Genomic DNA, 21,735 nt, shown 5'->3' on the forward strand with positions numbered 1-21,735 from the left:
AATTTACCCTCTCTTTCTTACGATCTTCGGCAATGCCAGTAACAAAATCAGTCCGATACAAATACACAAGCCTTTCCCATACAGCCATGTAATATCGGCAGTATTTTCTATATCTCTAAAAGAATAAGAAAACAGATTCCATGCTCCAAAAAGTTTATCTCCACCTGTGGAATTTGTTGCTACCCATATCAAAAGACTGCTTCCAATTCCCATCCACATATTGCGAAAAAGCATAGACAATGTATTAGCCAATATTCCCCAAAAGAAAATAGTTACTACAATCGCCCCAAAACAGGTAATAAACTGAAGTATTTCACTTTCTGTTACTGGATGTGTAATTGGTTTCTGAAACGCAAAAAACAATCCATATCCAAGAACAGCGAGCAGCAGCAAAAAAGTTCCCTGTATCATCAGTCTCTGTATAATAGAATAGATTCTCTTTTTTATCTGATACAGTCTCTGAACTTCGGAACGGTTGCTTGTAATTTCCTGCACATAAGTATCTGCACAAAAAACAGCAGTCAATATCGCAAAAGGCGGCTCTATGGATAGTCCTATTTCATACGTGAAAACAACTGCACGAATCACACTTAAAATTACAACAAAGGATACTGCATAAGCAATTTTATAAAATGGCAGAACAATCTTCATTTCCTTCTTCATTTATATTCGCCTCCGCTTCCAAATCTGTATCGAAATCAGTATAATTACTACCGATACAATAATAAGAAAACTTTGATTTAAGAGCGCCATCGGGGGCGGTGTCGTATCAAAAAGCTGCCCCGGAAATCGTACCATGATTGCCAAAGGTTTGCCCCAATATCCGTAAACTCCCTCTGCATTAGTTCCGCCCAAATTGGAATACACCATATAAAGAATCAAAAGTGGTACACCCGGAAGTGGATTTTTAAATATGAGTGAAATCAATGTATATATACTCACAATCATCAGCATATTAGGCAATATATAAAGTACCGTAGAAGCCACAAAATCCCATAGTCGCACTTCAAATCCACTATCCTTTGTATAGATGCGGCACAATACCCAAAACAGTATATTCAAAATAGTTAGCACAAGCAAACAAATTGTAAATCCTGCACTCACTTTTCCCATTACATACTTCCCGGCAGTCACAGGCTTTGTATGCAACAATTCATAAGTATGCTTTTTTGTATCTTGTAAAAATAAAACCGCCAACATAATAATTGCAAAAAACACCATATACAGACCCGCAAAATCAGCAAATTTTCTTGCGTAATAAAAAGAAAATGTCTTATCTTCCAATTTTTTATCTAGATATGCGTTGATTTCTTCTGCCGTTCCCTTATAATACGTACTGTCCTCGTATAAATACCTTGCCCCGTACCAGTCATATTCCTGCTCCAAATACGCATAGGCCTCTTTTAAATTCATGCTTTCCAGCTTTTCAATGACATTCTGTGCTTCTGAATCCGTCAATCCAAACACATCCGTTAATTTTATTTTTACCTTTTCATGCCATACCTCTCTGTGCTTTTCAGGCGTGGCTGGAATATAGCCCTCATACACTTCTCCTTCAACCGAAGTGTTGGACTGATCATTGATGATTTTCTCCCCCGTTGTAAGATAATGTGTGGTTAAATATGGACTTGTCGCATTAAACACACCATAAATCACAAGCAGAACACCTACCCAAAATAACGGTCGCTTTAGATAATTCATAATCTCTCTTTTAAAAATAGCAATCATACGTATTCCTCCTTTCCTTCGTTATAGACATCATAAAATATAAATCACAACAAAAAGACAACAGCATAAAAAAATCGGACCGCTCATGCAATCCGATGAAATACTGCTGTTATTACAGCTCCACTCTGTTTTTCATTTTCTATCAGTAACTGACCACCATGCTTTTCACAATACAATCTGCTGATATACATGCCCATTCCTGAATGTTTCAAACTGTCTTTCACATTTTGCTGATAAAAAAGCTCTGTTGCCTTTTGCTTATCTATTGTAAATCCCACTCCATCATCCTTTATTCTGATCTGTAATTCAGAACAGGTAAGAAACACTTCCATTTCCACTTTTGTCTTGGCGTAACGAAAGGCATTTGACAAAAGGTTTTCTATAACCTCTAAAATCACTTCCTTATCTCCTGAAAATTTTTCTTCTGTTTCCGAACATTCTAATTCATATAGCTTTCCAAATTTTTTCCTAAACACGTTCATCTCTGCCCGTACGTCTATTTCTACCTGTTTACTGGTAATTTCTTCTGCTACTAACTCCCTTGTATCTAAACTGCTCATCTTTCGCATAGTTTCCACAAAGATATCCATACGTTCAATCTGTTTTTTGCTTTCATTTACCATTTCTAAGGCTTGCTCCATGTTTATCTCTTTCTTCGGAAGATATTCTGAAAGCATTTCCTGATACCCCTCCAGCACAGAGAGCGGAGAACGTATATCATGTGCAATGGCAGCCCGCAAAGCCTTTTCTTCCTCAAGCATTTTCCATAACTGTTGATTATTCTCTGCCAGCTGTCCTCTCATTCGTTCAAACTCTTTGCACAATCCGCCCATCTCATCTTCATTTTCATAAGTGATATGGAAATCTAAATTATTTCGACCAACTTGTCGGGAAGCCAGTTCTAATTCTTCGATAGGGCATTTCAGTTTATGCTTATAAAAAAGAAATACCGCTATAATACTCCCTGCAACAGATACGATAAGCACTGTAAATGTCTGAAGAAAATCACATATTTCCGATACATGATAATCAAATTCTTTCATTTCATAAGAATGTGGTCTCGGAACATCTGGCAAATACCTTCTACCATCCCCTTCAGCCATTTCAAAATATTCTTCTTGGTCTACATAATTCCACCAAATGTTGTTTTGTACTGTGCTTGCTATTCGCATAATTAGTGCTGAAAGATAAAAACTAATTATTAAACTAATTATCATATACAAAACAATGGTTTTCCTTAACGAAAGATTTTTTATTTTGCCCATTTATATCCCCTCCCCCATACCGTTGCAATATATTCGTGTTCCGAATACATTTTCATTTTCTTGCGGATTCTGCGAATCAACTCCGTAACCACCCGGCTGTCCCCTTCTGCATCATATCCGCCAATCTTCTCATAGATTCGTTCTTTATCAAATACCATTTCAGGGTTCATAGACAAAAATTCTATGATCTCATACTCTAATTTCGTAAGCTCTAAAGCATTCCCTTTAATATGTACACATTTACTGGCATAGTCAATCACTAATTCTCCATAAAACCTTTGTTCTTTTTTCCTATGTAAACGTTCTTCACGTTTCAAATGGGCAATAATTCTAGCATCTAATTCTTTCAAACTAAATGGTTTTAAAACATAATCATCACCACCAGACAACAATCCCATTACTCGATCCTGTTCTTCTACTTTTGCAGTCAAAAAAATAATCGGACAGGAAACCATATCTCTGATTCTTCTGCACACTTCAATTCCGTCCATTCCCGGCATATTTACGTCCAATAAAATAATATCGGGATTTGCACTTATCTTTTCCATTGCTTCTATGCCATTTTCTGCAATCATTACCGTATAATTCTTCAATGTAAAGTATTGATTCAGCATTTTTAGCAATTCTCTATCATCATCAACCATTAAAATTTTATAGTTCATAAATTTCACCTCTGGCTCTAATGTTATCTTTTCCTTATAGTATAGCTTATAAAAAACAACAAATAAACAACAATTCCTAAAAGGCAACAGCCTTTCTAAACTGCCGCCTTTTCTCCTTCATTTTATTTCCATTATTGATAAACCATCTCTGTATCCACAATCTCCCTTGCACACGATTATATATTGTTCATTCTCGCTACCCATTCCATCTGATTTTCTGCCTTTAACTGTTCCGTGATCCCCTGTGCCTGTTTCATCTGCTCTACAATTCTTTCAAACCTTAAATACTTATAGTCATCTGTATCCAAACAAACAAGCCGAAGTCGCACAACAACTTGAAAATCTTATCAACGGAACAACAGTCCCAGATAGTAGCCAACTGGCAGATGTAGCCAATAAAAAGAAAAATCTCTGAAAAACCTTATCAAGGCTTTCCAGAGATGTAGTAACTATTCATATTCAATGGATCTCTTTTTAAATTTACCAGGAAGTCTTTTGTAAATCCTTTACCTCTTTTGATTCGTAATCATACTGGTACATATCTAAAATTTCAGCATCCATCATACTCCATGATCCATCTGTACTTTTTATATTTTTATAATACACATATTGAGTCTTTGTTCCTTCTTGATTATCACGATCATACATTAGATATCTAATCTGCGTTTCATCTTCGTAGGTAACAATATAGCTATACCCCTTTGCATTATAGTCTTTTCTATATTCTGCATCAGTTTCCTTTATATAGGTTTGATATATTTTTTGATAGCCTTCGTCTATTTTCTTGATTTTTTTTGAATCTTGTTGACTTTCGATTGTCATATCGTTTTGACGTGATTCATTTTTATCGTCATCTTGATGTTCTGATTTTTTCTCTAAATACCCATACTTTTTAGCTATATATTTATCTATATATTCCTGCTGTGTAGTTGAAGCATTTATATCATCTATTCCATCTGCATTTCTTAAGAACCGAAGAACCAGAATATTTTCTTCTTTATACAGTCTATACGATGGTTTATCTAACCACACAGGAGTTTTAACTATCACGGTTCCATTACTATTATAATGTTCTGAATCTTCATTTAACATGGTCACAAATATCCCCAATGCCATTGTTAGCACTACAATTATTCCGACTGCCCATAAAAAAATTCTTTTCAATAAAGATTTCTTTTTGTTCTTCTTTATTGTCCTAGACAAAACACACGTCCATATAATATTCAAACATTGTAGAATTAAAAATTGTATGATAGGAACTGTTCTTATAAACCATAAACGAAAAATCTCTCCATTTGATAAAGGATATCCGATTTTAATGCCAGTATATATCAATGAAACAATAATAGTAATCATCGTAACAACCACCAATGCCTTCATTTTAAAAGACATTTTATTTTCCGTTTCTAACTGTTCTGTTTCTATATCTTGAATAAAACTTCTAAGCAACAGTAATTCATTTTCAGATAGAACATTTTTATTGATCAATATAACTTTATTGTCTTTACGAACCAAATAAATATGATTTTCAATCTCTCCCTTATTAACAAATGAACTCCAATAATTATGTGTAGCTCCAGCCTGTGTGACTATATCCACACCTTCTTTTGAAAACACATATTTTCGCTCATTATTCATTTTCTGTTTTTCTTTATTTATGATTGCTCTCATAAATACTTTTTGTAATTTTTCTACACTTAAACCTATTGCAGCAAATCCAATACTTAACAATAAAAATATCCATGCAAATAATATATGAAACAAGTATGAATAAAATGCTAAAGAAAAGATATAAAAAGCACCCACCAAAGTTGTACCTTTGATTACTCTATTAGTCTTTATAGTTTTTAACGAACTAAGATGCATTAAAATATTGTTTACTTCTTCGTCTATATTTAAGTGATATATAATTTTCTGATCATGAAATTCTTCAACTACCATTCTTGATTTCTCCCTTCACACGATACTGATATTCCGGGACATTGTTTCTATCCTCTTTCCGGATTTCATTCCCTAAATATTGAAAACTCCCATCTTCTTTGAATTTCACTGTTAAATCATGCGTAATAAGAGCATCATCACAGATAACCATGTCGCATACTGCATTTACCGTTAATGTAACCGTACCATCTGGATTTTCTCTTACTTCCACCACCTCCGGCACAGAAGTCCCAAAAAAGTTAGGGGCATAATTACCACATCCCAACGGTGCCCATGCATACATTTTTGCTTCTTCATCAAATTCCGATTTGCACTTCAAATCGTTTTCTTTATTCTATCATAGCATCCATTATTCCGCCATCAGTCTTTCGAACCAGGTATCCATGACAATGATAAACTGGCCTGCTCCTGGCAATTCTTGTAGCATTTCGTCAAGAGTTTTCTGTTTCACATATTTCTGCACATACACCCAACAGGCAATGCTACTGGCTTCTGATACAATGTCAGCTATGGTTTTGCGTATAAGCTCTTCAAATTCAGTAATTTCTTCTTTTGGGACAACATCATACAGTGTTGGTGCCTGATGACTTAATTTTACGCCATTTTCATTTGCATCTTTAAGCAGATTCTTAACTTTTTCTCTTGAATCCTCCGGTACTTTCATGTACTCCCACATAAATGCTACCACATCGGACGGTGTGTCTTTTTTAAGTGGTGGTAACTGAATATAATCATTGTTTTCGCTCATTTTCATATCCTCCTCACGATATAATAAAATCAATAATACGTTCTCTTGTCATGTCCAGTACAGTATCTACGAACACTCCTGCAAACAGGATCAGATACAGAATTACACTCAGCGAAAACAGAAATGCAACCTGTACCCAGTCATGGTAACAGTATGCAGTTGCTATAATCAACAAAGTGAATATAAACCCAAGGATCCCTCTGACAACCGCATAAGTCTGTACTGTCATCTTTACTGCCAGGCCGATCACAAAAAGGATCAGCCATACTGGCAGTAATAATATCTTCCCAGCAAATTTTAAAATAAACATGTGCACCTCCTATCTTACCAGTCCTGGCATATCATGGTTCACCTCTGCCTGATAATACCCGTTCATCGTTGACGGTGCATTAAACAGGGCTGCTAACAAATATTTCTTGATATTCTTCACCTTTGTGGTGTTACCACTCATACAGTGTAAGACATACTCGATATGTGAATAGGTCAACATCAGAAATTTTTTCTTCACCAGTGATGCCGGATACCAGTTGCTGGCAATCAATATCTTGTCGTTTTTACACATCACAGTCTCTACGATCAGGTTCACGATTTCATCTACCTGTCGCATATCGTCATGATGGGTTACTTCCAGTGATTCATAATCAATGGTCTCTTTGACAAGGTTTTCATAAGCCTGATAATCCTCAGAGTGATTATCGCTATCAAATCTTTTCTCATCCACAGATATGATATGATTAGATTTATTATCATTCATTTCAGTATCACTAAGATTAGTATTATTAGGGTTTGAAATGTAAACTTCTTGAAGTTTGTTTTCGGGACTTCTAGAAGTTTGATTTTGGGACTTCATGAAGTTTGAATTGTAAACTTCTGTAGATTCCTCATTTTCCACAGAAGTTTGTTTTTTAAACTTCTTTAATTCCTCTCCAAATTTTTTCTCATCTGTTTTCTCAGGCATAAAGGTTTTCACGTAGATAACGTTCACCTTTCCAAATCCCTGTCTGCGTTTCTCAATCAGACCAATCCCTGTTTCGTCATCCAGTTCTCTCATGGATTTAATGGCTTTATTTCTGCCACAGTTCAGTAATTCCATGATATCTTCGATGGAAAAGTAGATATATGCTCTGTTTTTGTCGTCAAACCACTGATTCTTGATGGAAAGAGACATTCGATCCAACATCAGTCCATATAAAATTTTAGCATCGCTCGATAAATCTTTAAAATAACTGTCTGTAAATAATGCTTTTGGTATGCGGTAGAAGCTGAACTGATCAGCTTCGGTACCGTAAAAATAATTAAATGTCATTTTTTTCTCCATAGTTTCCTCCTTTCATTTTCTGCTAAGAAGTCCTCTTTTTAAACTTCTTTGACTTTGTTTTCTTAGCATTTTCTATCCTTAACAGGACTGTTCCTGCATCCATTTTTCTAATAATGATTCAATCACCTGCTCCATATCTTTGGCTGTATAATCATCCGGAAAGTACTTTGTCAGTTTCTTTTCTGAGAAAGTAAGAGACCGGGATACTTTCTTTGCCATCACACAGTTATTGAAAATTGATAACATCTGGATCTGATTGATTGGTCCATCATTCAGCTGATTTCTGAGTGCTGCAATCTGTTTTGGTTTGATAAATCCTGTGTCGCAGATATATTCGTAAATCCATCCCTGTACTTCCTTATCGATGTAAGAGATATCTACAGCAACCGTGAATTGAAGCTTTTTGTTATCTACCAGATCAAGAAGTTCAGGAATCAATTCTGTCAGGCGAATGTAACGCTGAATCTGTTTAGAACTTTCTCCAACTTGCTCTGCTAATACATCCCTAGATACAGTTCCTATTAAATTCTGGTCATTTTGGCCAGAATTACTTTTTGGTCTTCCTGCTTGTCTTTTCATAGCTGCTAATTTCATCTTATAAGCAAAAGCTTTCTCACTCGGCAACAGTTCCTCTCGCTGAATGTTAGCGTCCACCATCGCCACAATGGCATCATCATCCGATAATTCTCTTACGATTGCCGGAATAGTCGTAAGTCCTGCAAGCTGTGCTGCATGCATTCTTCTGTGACCGGATACCATTTCATATTCTTCATTTTCATCCATGCGAAGCAGTACCGGAGTCAGTACTCCATTGATCTTTACACTTTCAACCAGATCCTGCATCTTTTCATCATCCAGCACCTTGAACGGATGATTCTTAAACGGATGGATCTTACTAATTTCTATCTCCATTGCTGACTCTTCATTTACCACACCAAGCAGTTCATCAATACTTGCCAGTTTAATCTTTTCGCCACTTCTATTTTTCATTACTCAAAACCTCCTGTGTCAATTTCATATATGCCTCGGCAACTTTTCCTTTCGGACAGTGCATGTAAATACTTTTTCCCTCTGCACTGGTCTCAGCTGCTTTTACAGACATCGGGATCACATTTTCAAATACTTCAATCTGGCTTCCGTAGGTTGTATGTACTCTCGATGCAATGTCTCTTGCGTAATTGGTTCTGAAATCTACCATAGTCAGGAGAATGCCCTCAATCGCCAGTTTCCGGTTCAGTCTTTTCTTTACTGTAAGAATGGTCTTGATCAGCTGCTGAAGTCCTTTAACAGGCAGATATGCGGCCTGTACAGGTATCAGCACAGAATCAGAGGAGACCAGTGCATTGATTGTCATCATACCAAGGCTTGGCATACAGTCGATCAGGATATAATCGTATCGGCATCTTATCGCATCGATATATTCCTTCATGATCATTTCTCTGCTCATAACATTTCCCATCGTTACTTCCAGGGCAGAAAGCTCAATATTTGCCGGAAGTAGATCTACATTTTCCTGGTGATGTAAGATACCATCTTCCAGAGAGATTTCTTCTTCGTTGATGACATCCATCATGATCGTTGCCAGTGTGATGCGAAGATCATCCGGTTCCTCATATCCAAGACTTGCTGTTAAACTTCCCTGTGGATCCGCGTCAATCAGCAACACTTTCTTACCTTCTCTTGCCAGTCCAATGCCTACATTTACGGTTGTGGTGGTCTTTCCAACGCCGCCTTTCTGGTTTACTACGGATATAACTTTACACATGATTTCTTCCTCCTTTAACTTTCCCATGATTCTTTTTTCCATAATTTCAACAGTGCCAGTATTTCCCGCTTCATCATTGCCGGTGTATAGGAATTCGGAAAATACTTATGTAGCTGTTCGTTTGTGAAAGCCACTCTTGTGATTTCACCCTTTTTAACCTCACACATGATTTCTTCCATCTTTTCCAGTGACAACTGCTTTTCTTTACTCATTTGCCGGATCCTCTGGGCCTGTGAGAGTGATGGGATTGCCTGTGCATACTCCATTGCTACAAGCAGTTCCTTTTGCTCTTTTTCACTTAATGCAGCTATCTCTACAGCCGGACAAAAAGAAATGATCTCATCATCCAGTTTCTGCAGCATTTCCGGTATCAGTTTTGTCAGTGAGATATAACGCTGCACTTGTTTTGGGCTATCACCACAATCTTCACTGATGATTTCTATTGCCCGCTTTCTTGGTGTTTTGTGGTCAACTTGGCTCTTTTTTCGACCACTTTTTCTTTTTAATACGTCATTCTTCAGTTTGTAAGCAAAAGCTTTTTCACTGTAGCTGATCCGTTCTCTGTGAAGATTAGAATCTACCATGCTTAAAATGGAATCATCTTCACTTAATACCCGGATGATTACTGGTACTTTACGGTATCCCAGTTTCTCCGCAGCATGTTTTCTTCTGTGACCGGATATGATCTCATAGTATCCATCCGGTACTGGTCTGACGATTAGCGGATTTAAAATTCCATACTTCTCAATGCTTTCCTGCAGAAGAAACATTTCCTTATCATCTTTTACTTGAAACGGGTGCTCTTTGAACGGACGAAGACGCTCAATCTCAATTTCTATGATTCTTTCTTCGTTTTCTCCTGATTGTCTGTTTGGCTCAGTCATCTTGACTCCTTTCCTCCAGGATTCAGAAAATAAAAAATGCCTGCCTGGAACTTTTATAGATAGTAAAGTTCCAAACAGACATTGCTGTTTGACCATTAGCTGTAGCTAATAGAATTAAATACTGTTTCAGCTAATTCATGTTTGCAGGTTTGGGAGAGATTGTTTCTTTTCCCGCCTTTTCTCTGATTTACATCCCCGAATAAGGGGTGACAACGGAGCGGAACCCAAATGTTAGCTGGACTTCTTAAAACCCATGTTTGCAAACCGGTAATTTTGATTAGCTGTCAGCTAACAAAAATCGGATTGCGTTAGCTGGAAATTGATCATTTTGAATGGAATTTTGTGTCACGAACGTGATTAGAAAATAACAAAAGCGTTCGTTGTCAGCTAATCCAGCTAACATTTTCGAACGCTTTGAAGCCCGTCGCCAAGAGGATTTGAACCTCCGACCCCTCGCTTAGGAGGCGAGTGCTCTATCCAGCTGAGCTATGACGACACATGCCGCAAACCCTTGATTTTACTGGGTTTCTAGGATTTTTCCCTTCGGCCATATATAAGATTATCAACTCTTTTTCGAGTTGTCAATCTACAGATTTTTTTGATTTGGTAACATTAGAACGTTCCCCAATTTGGGGAATGCTTTGTTGTCACCATTAGCATTTTTCAGAATAGATTCGAACTGAAAGTTGTTTTTCATTTTTTCCCTTTGGGGAATGCCTCGGCTTTCTCTTAGGAGGCGGACGCTATATCCTACTGAGCTACAGAAACAAGAATTATAAATGTTTCAGCCGGGTCAGCAACAAAAATATTATACTATATTTTTGCTGCTTTTTCAAGACGAAACACATACTTGCGATTCCGCAGTTTACTTCAGGAATTTTCCATTGTGAGTACCTGATAAATTCTCTTATAGGCTTTTTCATAGGTCCAGCAGCAGCCTTCGACAGCTATCACATGCAGGACGAAAACGGACTGTGGAGCGGATATGGATATGAGATGATGCAGGGCATTGCCAAATATATGCAGTGTACGTTTTCCTACGTCGGATACGATAAGACGGCGAAGGAATGTGAGGAGATGCTGCAAAATGGAGAAGCAGACATTTATACGGCTGCCAAAAAGATACCGGAGCGCGAGGAGGAGTTTGCATTTTCCCGCCATCCGGCGATCACCGCATTTACGAGCATGAACGTGGAGACACCGAACTGGCGGTCTGATCTGTACAATAAATATTACGGTTCCGTGGAAGTGAATACTGATTACACGGCAGAGGAAAAAGCGCTTCTTTCCCAGCTGAAAGAGAGCGGCGCCGTGATCCGCGGCGTGATGAATCCGGACGGAAATCAATACTCGTGGTATGAAAACGGGGAGGCAAAAGGAATTGCGGCGGCGCGGTGCGTCGGGAAAACTGCAGAGAATAGTGGTAATCGACGATGGTGTGACGGTCAAAGAAATCCTGAACAATGAATGGCCGAATGCAGAAATTGTGTCGGTGAAAGATACGGACGAATGTGTGCAGAGACTGGTCAATGAGAATGTGGACGGTGCACTGCTGATGACCTACACAGCGCAGAAGCTGGCAAGAGATGATACGCAGAACCGCCTCCGCGTGGAAGTTGTGCCAGGTGCATCGATGTCCCTGCGGATGGGCGTACTCTCAGAGGTTGACCGGAGTTTCTACGGTCTGTGGGAAAAAACGCTTTACAACGTATCACGAAAGAGCAGAGCGGAAATTGTGCAGAGCTATGTGGAAGATGTGGGGACACCGACCATCATGGCGTATCTGTTTGACCACCCGCTGTATCTGGTGGCACTGATTGCAGGTGTGCTGCTGTTCTGCTTGCGGAGGATAATGCACTGAATGCAGAGGTTGCGACGGAGCTGCTCGGAAGCCTCGGCCTTGTCGTGGACTGGGCGGAGAATGGTTCCGAGGCCGTGGATCAGTTTGAAGCGTCGGATCCGGGAAGCTATTTTGCGATCTTCATGGATATGCAGATGCCGGTGATGGAGGGCATCGAGGCGACGAAAAAAATTCGAAACAGTGTGCGTGAGGACAATGATGTTCCGATTTTTGCGATGACAGCAAATACCTTTGCAACGGATCGCAAGCGGTGCGCGGACGCGGGCATATTCTGAAACCGGTGAACTTAAAAGAAATTCAGACGACGCTGGACGAGAAAGTGCGGACGGCATGCGCCGGATAACGGGACGGATTAATAACAGAAAAATTTGGAGAAGGGGCTCTACTGCTTTGGATTGCAGTGGAGCCTTTTTATAGTGTATCATAGGAAGTAAAAGAAAACAGGGGAGAATCACGGAATGGAAATTGCAGAAAATATCACATGGACCGAGGAACTGGAAAGGCTGGATGTGCTTCTTTCGCAGGGGCAGTTCGAGCTGCTGCTTCCGGGTGAGCGGTACGGGGGAGGAGAAAAGGAGATCTGGCTTGTCTATCTGATGAACGATGCGGCAGAGAGCTTTCTCGTTTTTCATGACGCGGAGCTGACGGGAACGTATCAGAAGGAATACGAGGGAGAAATAGATGCTGCACTGGAAAAAGACGGGGAGCAGTACGTTCTGATCGTGCGGCAGGGAGAGACGGTGTGCACGCTGTTTTTCAGCCGCCTTTCATTGGAAGTGCATCTGTTTGATTACGGAAAAACGGGTCATTTCTGGGTGGACGGATACGAGTATCTGCGGCAGATTGAGTTCCGTATTGCGATCCTGCGGGACAAGCTGGAATACCTCGGCGAGGCGTTCTGCACCGAGGAAGAAATGCGTCTGGCATCGCTGGCCAATTTCCCGCCGCTCAATTTCTGCTGCTACCCGGCCGTGCCGGATCAGTATCTCGTACCGTCATGCCCGTGGTGGGAAGCGACGGAAGAGGCAATTACGGAGATGAAAAAACTGGCATCGGAGGCAGGCGATAAAGTGCTGCTGAGGTATCTTGCACTTTATGAAAAATGGCAGGGAAAACTCCTCGCAAAACAGATCGCAAAACTGCTGCATACGAGCCGCCACGCGAAAGTCGTGGATTTACTGGAAAAAAAACTGGCCCGCGAAGCACAGAATTACCCGAAACGACGCTTCACTGGCGAAGAAGGAACCCAGATCCGAAAAATCCAGGAGCAGGCAATGAAACGGAAAAAGATACTGGAAGCCGAAGGAAAACGCGCATCATTGCTGCGCGAGGAGCCATTCTTTTATGCACGGGATTCGGTGGAATATAAGGCCCATCTGATGATCTGGGGAACGAAAGGGAAAGACCGGGTTGTGGAGGTTGAGACGTTTAAAAATTGAAAATGAATTAAAGAAAAGGTACAAAAAGTGAATAAAATAAGATTCATCTGGTGGAAATGGAGTTTTTAAAAACAGTTCATTGCGGCAGATGCGGGCTTGTGATATTCTGAAAAGAAAGAAACATTTGACGAGGATAAGCAGGAGGAATCATTTCATGGGACATTTTTATTTTGTGCGTCACGGGCAGACGATCTGGAATGTGGAGAATAAGATCTGTGGGGCGACGGATATTGCATTGACGGAATTTGGGCATCAGCAGGCGGTTGAGACCGGGGAGAAAATCCTGAAAGAGGGGATTCAGGCGGATGAGATTCTGTATTCCCCGCTGGTTCGTGCGGCAGACACCGCGAAACATATTTCCGAGATGACCGGCATCCCGGCGCGGCCGGAGCCGCGGCTGACGGAGCAGAATTTTGGAAAATGGGAGTCCACAGCACGCGATGGAGCGGACTTCAAAAAGGCGAAGGAATGCTTCGCAATGAGCCACGAGGGCGGCGAATCGACTCTGCGGCTGGCGCAGAGAATCTATAATCTGCTGGATGAAATTCGGGAAGAATCCGATGAAAAAACGTATATTCTCGTCGCACACAACGGCATTGCGCGTGTCGTGCAGTCGTATTTTCACGATATGACGAATGAAGAATATGCGGCATTTGGTGTGAAAAACTGTGAGATTGTACGATACGATTTTCCAGAGAAATAAAAAAAGATTACAGAAAACGGCGGGGATATATTCAATCCCCGTTCGTTTTTTTGTCCGATGGAATCAACGAATGCATCTGATAATACTTTTTTGTAAAAGAGATCAGCGTCTGCATATCGCTGCTGATGTATCTGCTTTTCTTCCATATCATGCCGATTTTCACTCGAATTGGTGTCTGCATCGGAATGCCGATGATTTCCGGAAATTTATCAGTCATGCTGGAATACAGAAAACAGGCATAGCGGCCCGTCTTTAAAAACTGCAGTGTCGTGTAAATCTGGCTGCTCCGCATGATGATATTCGGTGTATACCCCTCAAGTTCGAACCGCAGCTTCAGGAGCTGATTCTGCACCGAGTCAGCATTAAAGAAAATTAAGGGCTGTTTTGCCATATCCTGAATGGAAACCACTTCTCTGCCTGCCAGGGGGTGGTTTTTTGCTACACAAAATACGACCTGGTCATCCGCAAGAACGGCATGGTGAAATTTATCAATATTATACTGTTCCATATTGACAAGCGCCAGATCCAGTGTGTCATCCTGCACCAGATTACAGGCACGGACCGAACCATACTCCTCAAGAGATACCGCAATTTCGGGATGCTCTTCTGAAAAAGCGAGAAGAAGCTCGGGAAAAAAGACGGTGCTCAGCATCGGCGGAATACCAATGCGGATCGGCGGGCGCACACGGGAGAGATTGGAATAATCCGCCTGCAGCTCATTGCAGTACTGGAGAATATAATTTGCTTTCTGATAAAATTCCTCCCCTTCACGCGTCAGAATTAACTGATTTCCCTTTCTGGAAAAGAGACTGACGCCGAATTCAATTTCAAGATCACGGATAGCAACCGATACGGTCGGCTGCGTCACGTACAATTCTTCGGCCGCTTTTGTAATACTGTGGCACCGGCTTGCCATACAGAAGTAACGAAGCTGATTTAAAGTCATTTTTCCCCTCCAAATGTTCGTTGAGACAACGTTATATTACCATTAAGATACCATAGAGACGTAAATGTTTCTATATTTTTTTTCGGTTTCCCGCAAAACCAGGTAAAAATGCACAAAAAAAGAGCCCCTGTTTTGCGAATATAAAAATTTTTTATGGGGTCATGTATTCCACCAATTTGTTTTTTAACCAGTACACGCCGTATAATACAAGTAACAAAAGAAACGTGTTCGGCCGATGCTTTTCAAGAAAAAGAAAACTGAAAAAACGAAAGGAGATTTGGGAATGTCTCAAACCACAATCACATTGCTGTTTCTGGCATTTGCGATTGTCAGCTTCATTCTGGAGAAAATTCCGCTGGGTCTGACAGCTTCTATCTGTGCGCTTGGATTGACTCTCACCGGAATTCTGGATGTATCAACGACTTTCTCTCAATACGTAAACAGCAACGTTATCCTCTGCGTCGGCATGTTTGTTGTCGGCCAGGCACTTTTCGAGACGGGAATGGCAAACAAAATCGGAGGACTTGTAACCCGCTTTGCCAAAACCGAAAAAACACTGATCATCGCCATTATGGTAATTGCCGGCGTGATGTCCGGATTCTTATCCAACACCGGAACCGCTGCCGTACTGATCCCGGTTGTCTGTGGAATCGCAGATGAGTCCGGTTATTCCAGAAGCCACCTGCTGATGCCGCTTGTATTCGCGGCAGCCCTCGGCGGAAACCTCTCTATCATCGGAGCGCCGGGAAATTTGATGGGCGTCAATGCACTGCAGGAGATGGGAATCAAAACCAGCTTTTTCATGTACGCGCCAATCGGAATTCCGATGCTGCTGATAGGAATCCTCTACTTCGTCTGTTTTGGATATAAACTTCTTACGCAGAATCAGAACGAAGCAGCCCAGAACCTGGAAGAGCAGAAAGATTTCAGCAATGTTCCGAAATGGAAACAGATCATTTCACTTGTTGTTCTGATCGTTGTAATTTTCGCTATGATTTTCGAAGAATTAATTGGAATCAGCATTCAGCTTTCCGCCTGTCTTGGCGCACTCTTTTTGGTGCTGACCGGGGTTCTGACAGAAAAAGAAGCGTTGAATTCCATTGACTTAAAAGTAGTTCTCCTCTTTGGAGGCTCTCTTTCCCTGGCAAAAGCACTGGATGTCACAGGGGCAGGAAGTATGATCGCCGATAAAATCGTCGGTCTGCTCGGATCCAATCCAAATCCGATTCTGCTTCTCCTGGTAATTTTCCTGGTAACCTGTGTACTGACCAACTTTATGTCAAATACAGCCACTACGGCACTTATGATTCCGATCGCTGTTTCTCTTGCAAACAGCCTTGGAGCAGACCCGCGGTCCGTTGTGATTGCAACTGTTATCGCCGGTTCCTGCGCGTATGCAACACCAATTGGTATGCCTGCAAACACGATGGTAGTCGGACTCGGAGGCTATAAATTCAAGGATTATGTAAAATCCGGCCTGCCTCTGATCCTCGTATCCTTTGCAATCTGCATGATACTGCTGCCCATCCTGTTTCCTTTTTATCCATGATAAGCATTCCTTCGCATAAACAGGTATCACACACCACAAGGGGCAGAAAATTCCTGCCCCGCACCACAAAGTTCACTCATGAAAATCATTCATAGGAGGTATATTATGACAAACGAAAATGGAGTAAAAGTTTTAACAGACATGGTAGCTGATTTTGTTGCCCACATCGGCAAAAAGCTGCCGGACGATGTAGTTGCAAAGCTGGAGGAGCTGGGCTCCCAGGAAACAGCAGCGCTTCCGAAAGCACTGTATGAGACGATGACCAAAAACCAGAAACTGGCGGTGGAATTAAACCGTCCGAGCTGCCAGGACACCGGCGTGCTTCAGTTCTGGCTGAAATGCGGAACGAATTTTCCGTACATCAATGAACTGGAAGGCCTGCTGAAAGAGGCTGTTGTACAGGCTACCTTTGCAGCACCGCTCCGCCACAACTCGGTAGAGACTTTTGATGAGTACAATACCAAGAAAAACGTAGGAAAAGGAACCCCGACCGTATGGTGGGATATCGTTCCGAACAGTGACAAATGCGAAATCTACGCTTACATGGCAGGCGGCGGATGTACGCTTCCTGGAAAAGCGATGGTTCTGATGCCAGGTGCAGGATATGAAGGAATCACCGATTTCGTACTGGATCAGATGACAAGCTACGGCTTAAATGCGTGTCCTCCGCTTCTTGTCGGCGTTGGAGTTGGAACATCCATCGAAACCGCAGCATTAAATTCAAAGAAAGCGCTGATGCGCCCGATCGGTTCCCACAATGAAAATGCAAATGCAGCAAAAATGGAGCGTCTGCTGGAAGACGGCATCAATGCCATCGGCCTTGGACCGCAGGGAATGGGCGGAAAATATTCCGTTATGGGTGTAAACATTGAAAATACCGCCCGCCATCCATCCACGATCGGCGTTGCCGTAAATGTGGGATGCTGGTCCCACCGCCGCGGCCATATCGTGGTAAATCCTGATCTGACAGTAACTTGTGATACACATTCCACCTGGAAATTTAATGCATAAACGGAGGTACGAATTATGATCGAAATTAGAGGAGATAAAAAAGTTCTGATTACACCGGTAAGCGCAGAAGACCTGAAAGATATCCACATCGGAGATATTGTTTGGCTGGACGGCGATCTCATGACCTGCCGTGACGTTGCACACCGCAGACTCGTTGAGTACGGAAGAGAGCTTCCATATAATATCAAAGACAAGGCAATTTTCCATGCCGGCCCGATCGTACGGAAAATTGAGGGAACAGAAGATGATTACGAGATGGTTTCTGTCGGACCGACTACTTCCATGCGTATGGAGAAATTCGAGTATGAATTTACAAAACTGACCGGCGTACGTGTCATTGTCGGAAAAGGCGGCATGGGTCCGAATACCGAGCGTGCATGTAAAGAATTCGGTGCCATTCACTGTGTCTTCCCGGCAGGCTGCGCGGTTGTTGCCGCGACTGAGGTGGAAAGAATTGCAGAGCATCACTGGGATGAACTGGGAATGCCGGAGACGTTATGGTGCAATAAAGTAAAAGAGTTCGGTCCGCTGATCGTTTCTATTGATGCAGAAGGACGCAACCTGTTTGAAGAGAACAAAGTTGTTTTCAACGAGCGCAAAGAGGCTGCAAAACAGGCAATTTATCCGGAAGTGAAGTTTATCAAATAATAAGAGTTTTTGACAGGAGCAGCCTATGGGACCACAGGAAATGCTGGACCGGGCGGAGGTGAAAAATAAGTGGCAGCTCACGCCGCTGAAGGATTTCAAATCACCCCGTCTGACGGAACGCATGTGGCGGACAGCGGTGGTTGTTCTGCTGACTTCCCCGATTTATGAATATCTGATTCCCGGCGGCCGCAACCCCTGCTTTGCGCTGATCGGCGCAGTGTACGGGGTTGGGAGCCGGTTTGAAGAGGGATTCCACAATGGAATCAATCGCCTGATCGGAACGTTTGTGGGAGGAATCCTGGTCATTCCATTCTACATGCTGTATCAGAAACAGCCGTTTGGAATTCCGGCTTTTCTGTGGCTGGCGGCGGGGCTCTGCCTGGTATTGTGGTGCAATCTGGCACTGCAGGCGGACTCTGCGATCCAGCCGGGAATCGTGGTCTACTTTGTGGTACTTTACACAGTTGGTGAGGAACGAGTTGTTTTCTATACGCTTGCCCGGATTCTGGATACCGGCATCGGCGTACTGATTTCCCTTCTCTGCTATCTTTTACTGCCATCGAAATATGATAAAGAACAGGGGCTCTCGTTCCGGACCATGTGGAAGGCGACAAAACATGCGTTTCAGTCTTATAAGGATAAAAACCGTCTGTTCCGCGAGGATGAACAGAAAAACTTTGGAATGAAAAACAAAAAATAAGCAGGATGCAAAAAAAGAGATGATCTGCTCTGTGCCGGCAGATCACCTCTTTTTTGTATGGCGTTTATGATATTTTATAATATTTCGATGTATGCTGGCGGTAGAGCAGCAGCAATCCGCGGATGCAGAGCTCGATAGCCATGGCGATCCACATGCCGCGCAGGCCGAGCGGGGTGATGAGAAGCACCGCGAGACCGAGGCGGATGACCCAGATGCTGCCAAGGTTCAGAAGGCTTGGCACAAACGTATCGCCTGTTCCGCGGAGGGCTCCGGCGGCAACGATGGAAGCGCCGAAAAACGGCTCGGCGAGCAGTTCGATGCGGAGTACCTCGGCGGCAAACGAGCGAACCTGCGGGTCAGGAGTCAGAATGCTAAAGACGAACGGACAGAAGATCATCATCAGACCTCCGGTGATGGCCATCAGGACTGCGCCCATGGCAATGCAGATATTTCCGTAGCGTTTCGCCAGCTTGTAATTTCCGGCGCCGTAGCTTCTGCCGACGAGCGTTGTCGCGGCGGAACCGATGCCGTAGCCTGGCATGTAGCAGAGGCCTTCGGCGGTGACGGCGAACGAATTGGCCGCAATCGCAATGGAGCCGAGCGGGGCAATCAGCATGGTGGCAGCAACCATGGCGCTGTTCATCGCGATTTCCTGTACGGCAACCGGCACACCGATTTTGAATGCAGTTTTCAGAATTTTCGTATCAAAAACCGTTTTTTCCTTCCGGCGGAGACGCAGCCGCGGATTGCGGACACAACAGAACCAGGCACCCGTGAGGCTGATGACGGCGCAGGCCAGCATCGTTCCCATACCGGCACCCATGACACCGAAAACCGGAATCAAAAGAGCATTGAAAATGATATCGAGCACGCACATGACGGCATTTAAAATACTGGGCGTCACCATATCACCGCTGCACTGCAGGAAGGACGACATCAGCGAGTTGAGCTGGGAAAACGGAAGCATGATGGCAAACATCATAAAATAGAGCGTGGCATTCCGCCGGATCTCCTGCGCACCGCCGAGCCACCCCGGCAGCGGATGACTGATCAGAAGCCCGATCAGGCACAAAACAGCCGACACAACAAGCGCGGACGCGATGCCATGCCGCACAACATCCCTTGCCTTCTTGTCATGATTTCCCCCGATCTGATGCGCTACCTGAACAGAAAAACCGGCTGAAACCGCATAAATCGCACCGCTGAGGAGCCACGTCGTCGACGAAACCAGCCCGATCGCCGCCGAAGCATTCGCCCCAAGCGCGCCGACCATCGCGGAATCAATGTATTGCATCGCAATCGTAGTAATCTGTGTAAGAATCGCAGGCAGACTTAATCGCCCGACCTGCTGAATCTGCGGTTTCAGTTCAGTCCAGTTTATTCTATTCATCATTTTCTCCAGAACATGTATTTTATCGTATGGTTTTTCTTAAGAATGTAAAGATAAGTGCGTATTTTACGCTAACATGCTTTGAAGAAAGTGTCAATCAAAAACGAGGTTTAATTTGACTTTTTTCTATGCGTATTAGGCATAGGGGCGGAGAGGATTCGAATTTAATTTTCCGGCGGAAGGTTGTTCTTCACAGCGGGGTTCGCCTGGGTCGTGTTGGTTGCAGTCAGCAGGGAATCTGTCGGGGCGACCGGGCTCATGAGGACGCGGCCGGTTCCGCGGTAGACGTTGACGAGGCCTTCGCCGCTGACGGCGGAGCCGACGAGGGTTTTGGTGGAGCGCTCTACGGTGAAATCAAGGTTGGAGGACCAGCAGACGGCGAGGTTTCCATCGATTTTCAGTTCGTCGTTTTCGAGTTCGACTTCGATCAGCTCGCCCTCAGGTACGTTGCTTTCGAGGGCAACGGCGCCTCTGCCGACGAGGCTCAGATTGAAGAAGCCTTCACCGCCGAGGACAGCGGAGGAAATACTCTTGCGGGCGGTCAGTTTGTTTTTGACTCTGCCGTCGCAGGCGAGGAATATGCCGTCCTCAATCGTCATTCCGGAGGAGCCCCATTTCTCGACATCCACAAGAATGATGTATTTGTAGGTCGGTTCCAGCACGAGATATCCGTCGCCAACGTACTCCGGTTTTACGGCAGATTCCTTTGTCATGGCGCCTTTGATGGCCTTTCCGAACAGGTCGCCGATCCCTTTGATTCCGGCGGTCGCCTGTACATGGCCGCCCATCCACTGCATCGCACCGGACTGGATAATCGCGGAGTGCTCCTTGTCCAGTTCAATGACAACCTGGCGGCGGCGCACATTCATTTTGCTCATGTAATACTCCTCCATGGCAGTCATCGGCGAGACGCTGGAATCCTGGAGATATTCCATGACGTGGAAATTTTCGATGGATTTGGTGAATTTCCGGTTTTCGTTTTCGAGATTTAAAATTTTCATAGGCACGTTCCTTTCTTTCATTAAGAAGAAAAATAGTGATCCGTCTTGTTTCTTTTATTATACAGGAAAGAAAGCAAAGAGCACAGAAAAATTTAGAAAAAAAGGAAATCTGGAAATCATGTTGTCCATTTTTCAGCGGAGTGATAAGATAAAGTTCAGAAAACGCAAGCAGTACG

General features: G+C 42.9%; 24 protein-coding genes, 1 tRNA gene and 1 pseudogene. 9 read left to right on the top strand and 17 right to left on the bottom strand.

The annotated features are described in order from the left end of the window. Positions 1–3: 3 nt before the first annotated feature. The 14 genes and pseudogenes from DWX00_RS14815 to DWX00_RS14885 all read right to left on the bottom strand — a co-directional run bounded on the left by DWX00_RS14815 (position 4) and on the right by DWX00_RS14885 (position 10,807). Positions 4–663: a hypothetical protein gene (locus DWX00_RS14815; protein WP_015521696.1), complete on the bottom strand. Its 660-nt coding sequence runs from the start codon at positions 661–663 to the stop codon at positions 4–6. Then, a complete protein-coding gene (locus tag DWX00_RS14820; protein WP_015521695.1) occupies positions 664–1,728 on the bottom strand; it encodes an ABC transporter permease in 1,065 nt (354 codons plus the stop codon). Positions 1,729–1,811: 83 nt separating this feature from the next. Then, positions 1,812–2,993: a HAMP domain-containing sensor histidine kinase gene (locus DWX00_RS14825; protein WP_025580964.1), complete on the bottom strand. Its 1,182-nt coding sequence runs from the start codon at positions 2,991–2,993 to the stop codon at positions 1,812–1,814. After that, the gene (locus DWX00_RS14830; protein ID WP_025580965.1) at positions 2,981–3,655 is read right to left on the bottom strand and encodes a response regulator transcription factor; all 675 of its coding nucleotides are present in this window, start codon (positions 3,653–3,655) and stop codon (positions 2,981–2,983) included. The genes DWX00_RS14825 and DWX00_RS14830 overlap by 13 nt, the downstream gene beginning before the upstream one ends. 176 nt (positions 3,656–3,831) lie before the next feature. Continuing rightward, positions 3,832–3,939, bottom strand: a pseudogene (locus tag DWX00_RS14835) (TnpV protein); the annotation flags it as partial. A 196-nt stretch (positions 3,940–4,135) separates the two neighbouring features. Beyond that, positions 4,136–5,596: a YcxB family protein gene (locus DWX00_RS14840; protein ID WP_055182928.1), complete on the bottom strand. Its 1,461-nt coding sequence runs from the start codon at positions 5,594–5,596 to the stop codon at positions 4,136–4,138. Further along, positions 5,586–5,915 (bottom strand): DUF6070 family protein, encoded by a 330-nt coding sequence (locus DWX00_RS14845; protein ID WP_106492073.1) that lies wholly within the window; start codon positions 5,913–5,915, stop codon positions 5,586–5,588. Before DWX00_RS14845 ends, DWX00_RS14840 begins: the two co-directional genes overlap by 11 nt. 30 nt (positions 5,916–5,945) lie before the next feature. Further along, a complete protein-coding gene (locus tag DWX00_RS14850; RefSeq protein ID WP_117762205.1) occupies positions 5,946–6,350 on the bottom strand; it encodes a hypothetical protein in 405 nt (134 codons plus the stop codon). Positions 6,351–6,357: 7 nt separating this feature from the next. Beyond that, entirely contained in the window at positions 6,358–6,654 is a 297-nt protein-coding gene (locus DWX00_RS14855) for a hypothetical protein (protein WP_008708038.1), read from the bottom strand. Between the two features lie 9 nt (positions 6,655–6,663). Next, complete coding sequence (locus DWX00_RS14860; protein ID WP_117762204.1) at positions 6,664–7,662, bottom strand: DUF6017 domain-containing protein; 999 nt, start codon at positions 7,660–7,662, stop codon at positions 6,664–6,666. Positions 7,663–7,740: 78 nt separating this feature from the next. Beyond that, positions 7,741–8,652, bottom strand: coding sequence for a ParB/RepB/Spo0J family partition protein (locus tag DWX00_RS14865; RefSeq protein WP_015514764.1), 912 nt, complete (start codon positions 8,650–8,652; stop codon positions 7,741–7,743). Beyond that, entirely contained in the window at positions 8,642–9,427 is a 786-nt protein-coding gene (locus DWX00_RS14870; RefSeq protein ID WP_055160152.1) for a ParA family protein, read from the bottom strand. The genes DWX00_RS14865 and DWX00_RS14870 overlap by 11 nt, the downstream gene beginning before the upstream one ends. 14 nt (positions 9,428–9,441) lie before the next feature. Beyond that, on the bottom strand, positions 9,442–10,407 hold the full coding sequence (locus tag DWX00_RS14875; protein ID WP_117762203.1) for a ParB/RepB/Spo0J family partition protein: 966 nt from the start codon (positions 10,405–10,407) through the stop codon (positions 9,442–9,444). Between the two features lie 326 nt (positions 10,408–10,733). After that, positions 10,734–10,807, bottom strand: a tRNA-Arg gene (locus DWX00_RS14885). Between the two features lie 425 nt (positions 10,808–11,232). Between DWX00_RS14885 and DWX00_RS14890 the strand changes: the two genes are divergently transcribed. The 5 genes from DWX00_RS14890 to DWX00_RS14910 all read left to right on the top strand — a co-directional run bounded on the left by DWX00_RS14890 (position 11,233) and on the right by DWX00_RS14910 (position 14,314). Then, positions 11,233–11,778, top strand: coding sequence for a transporter substrate-binding domain-containing protein (locus DWX00_RS14890; RefSeq protein ID WP_226906356.1), 546 nt, complete (start codon positions 11,233–11,235; stop codon positions 11,776–11,778). Then, positions 11,732–12,172 (top strand): hypothetical protein, encoded by a 441-nt coding sequence (locus tag DWX00_RS14895; RefSeq protein WP_147398267.1) that lies wholly within the window; start codon positions 11,732–11,734, stop codon positions 12,170–12,172. The genes DWX00_RS14890 and DWX00_RS14895 overlap by 47 nt, the downstream gene beginning before the upstream one ends. A gap of 20 nt (positions 12,173–12,192) precedes the next feature. Continuing rightward, positions 12,193–12,447, top strand: coding sequence for a response regulator (locus tag DWX00_RS14900; RefSeq protein ID WP_243038028.1), 255 nt, complete (start codon positions 12,193–12,195; stop codon positions 12,445–12,447). A 183-nt stretch (positions 12,448–12,630) separates the two neighbouring features. Then, complete coding sequence (locus DWX00_RS14905; protein WP_117761375.1) at positions 12,631–13,611, top strand: DUF3878 family protein; 981 nt, start codon at positions 12,631–12,633, stop codon at positions 13,609–13,611. Positions 13,612–13,765: 154 nt separating this feature from the next. Then, the gene (locus tag DWX00_RS14910; RefSeq protein ID WP_022461431.1) at positions 13,766–14,314 is read left to right on the top strand and encodes a histidine phosphatase family protein; all 549 of its coding nucleotides are present in this window, start codon (positions 13,766–13,768) and stop codon (positions 14,312–14,314) included. Positions 14,315–14,345: 31 nt separating this feature from the next. On the opposite strand, the gene DWX00_RS14915 is transcribed toward DWX00_RS14910, so the two are convergent. Continuing rightward, positions 14,346–15,260 (bottom strand): LysR family transcriptional regulator, encoded by a 915-nt coding sequence (locus DWX00_RS14915; protein ID WP_117761374.1) that lies wholly within the window; start codon positions 15,258–15,260, stop codon positions 14,346–14,348. Between the two features lie 283 nt (positions 15,261–15,543). Between DWX00_RS14915 and DWX00_RS14920 the strand changes: the two genes are divergently transcribed. From DWX00_RS14920 to DWX00_RS14935, 4 genes are all read left to right on the top strand, one after another. Continuing rightward, entirely contained in the window at positions 15,544–16,809 is a 1,266-nt protein-coding gene (locus DWX00_RS14920; protein WP_118595659.1) for an SLC13 family permease, read from the top strand. Positions 16,810–16,914: 105 nt separating this feature from the next. Next, the gene (gene ttdA / locus DWX00_RS14925) at positions 16,915–17,820 is read left to right on the top strand and encodes a L(+)-tartrate dehydratase subunit alpha (RefSeq protein ID WP_022461434.1); all 906 of its coding nucleotides are present in this window, start codon (positions 16,915–16,917) and stop codon (positions 17,818–17,820) included. A gap of 15 nt (positions 17,821–17,835) precedes the next feature. Continuing rightward, positions 17,836–18,468, top strand: coding sequence for a L(+)-tartrate dehydratase subunit beta (gene ttdB / locus DWX00_RS14930; protein WP_022461435.1), 633 nt, complete (start codon positions 17,836–17,838; stop codon positions 18,466–18,468). 25 nt (positions 18,469–18,493) lie between these two features. Further along, positions 18,494–19,168, top strand: a complete 675-nt coding sequence (locus tag DWX00_RS14935; protein WP_118595634.1) for an FUSC family protein — start codon at positions 18,494–18,496, stop codon at positions 19,166–19,168. 64 nt (positions 19,169–19,232) lie between these two features. Here the strand turns inward: DWX00_RS14935 and DWX00_RS14940 are convergent, their stop codons facing one another. Both DWX00_RS14940 and DWX00_RS14945 read right to left on the bottom strand, forming a co-directional pair. Next, entirely contained in the window at positions 19,233–20,558 is a 1,326-nt protein-coding gene (locus DWX00_RS14940; RefSeq protein ID WP_243038027.1) for an MATE family efflux transporter, read from the bottom strand. A gap of 164 nt (positions 20,559–20,722) precedes the next feature. Continuing rightward, a complete protein-coding gene (locus DWX00_RS14945; protein WP_118595636.1) occupies positions 20,723–21,559 on the bottom strand; it encodes an AIM24 family protein in 837 nt (278 codons plus the stop codon). Positions 21,560–21,735: the final 176 nt, after the last annotated feature.

It is taken from the genome of Blautia sp. AF17-9LB, from assembly GCF_003479185.1.
GTDB classification, from domain to species: Bacteria; Bacillota; Clostridia; order Lachnospirales; family Lachnospiraceae; genus Fusicatenibacter; species Fusicatenibacter saccharivorans.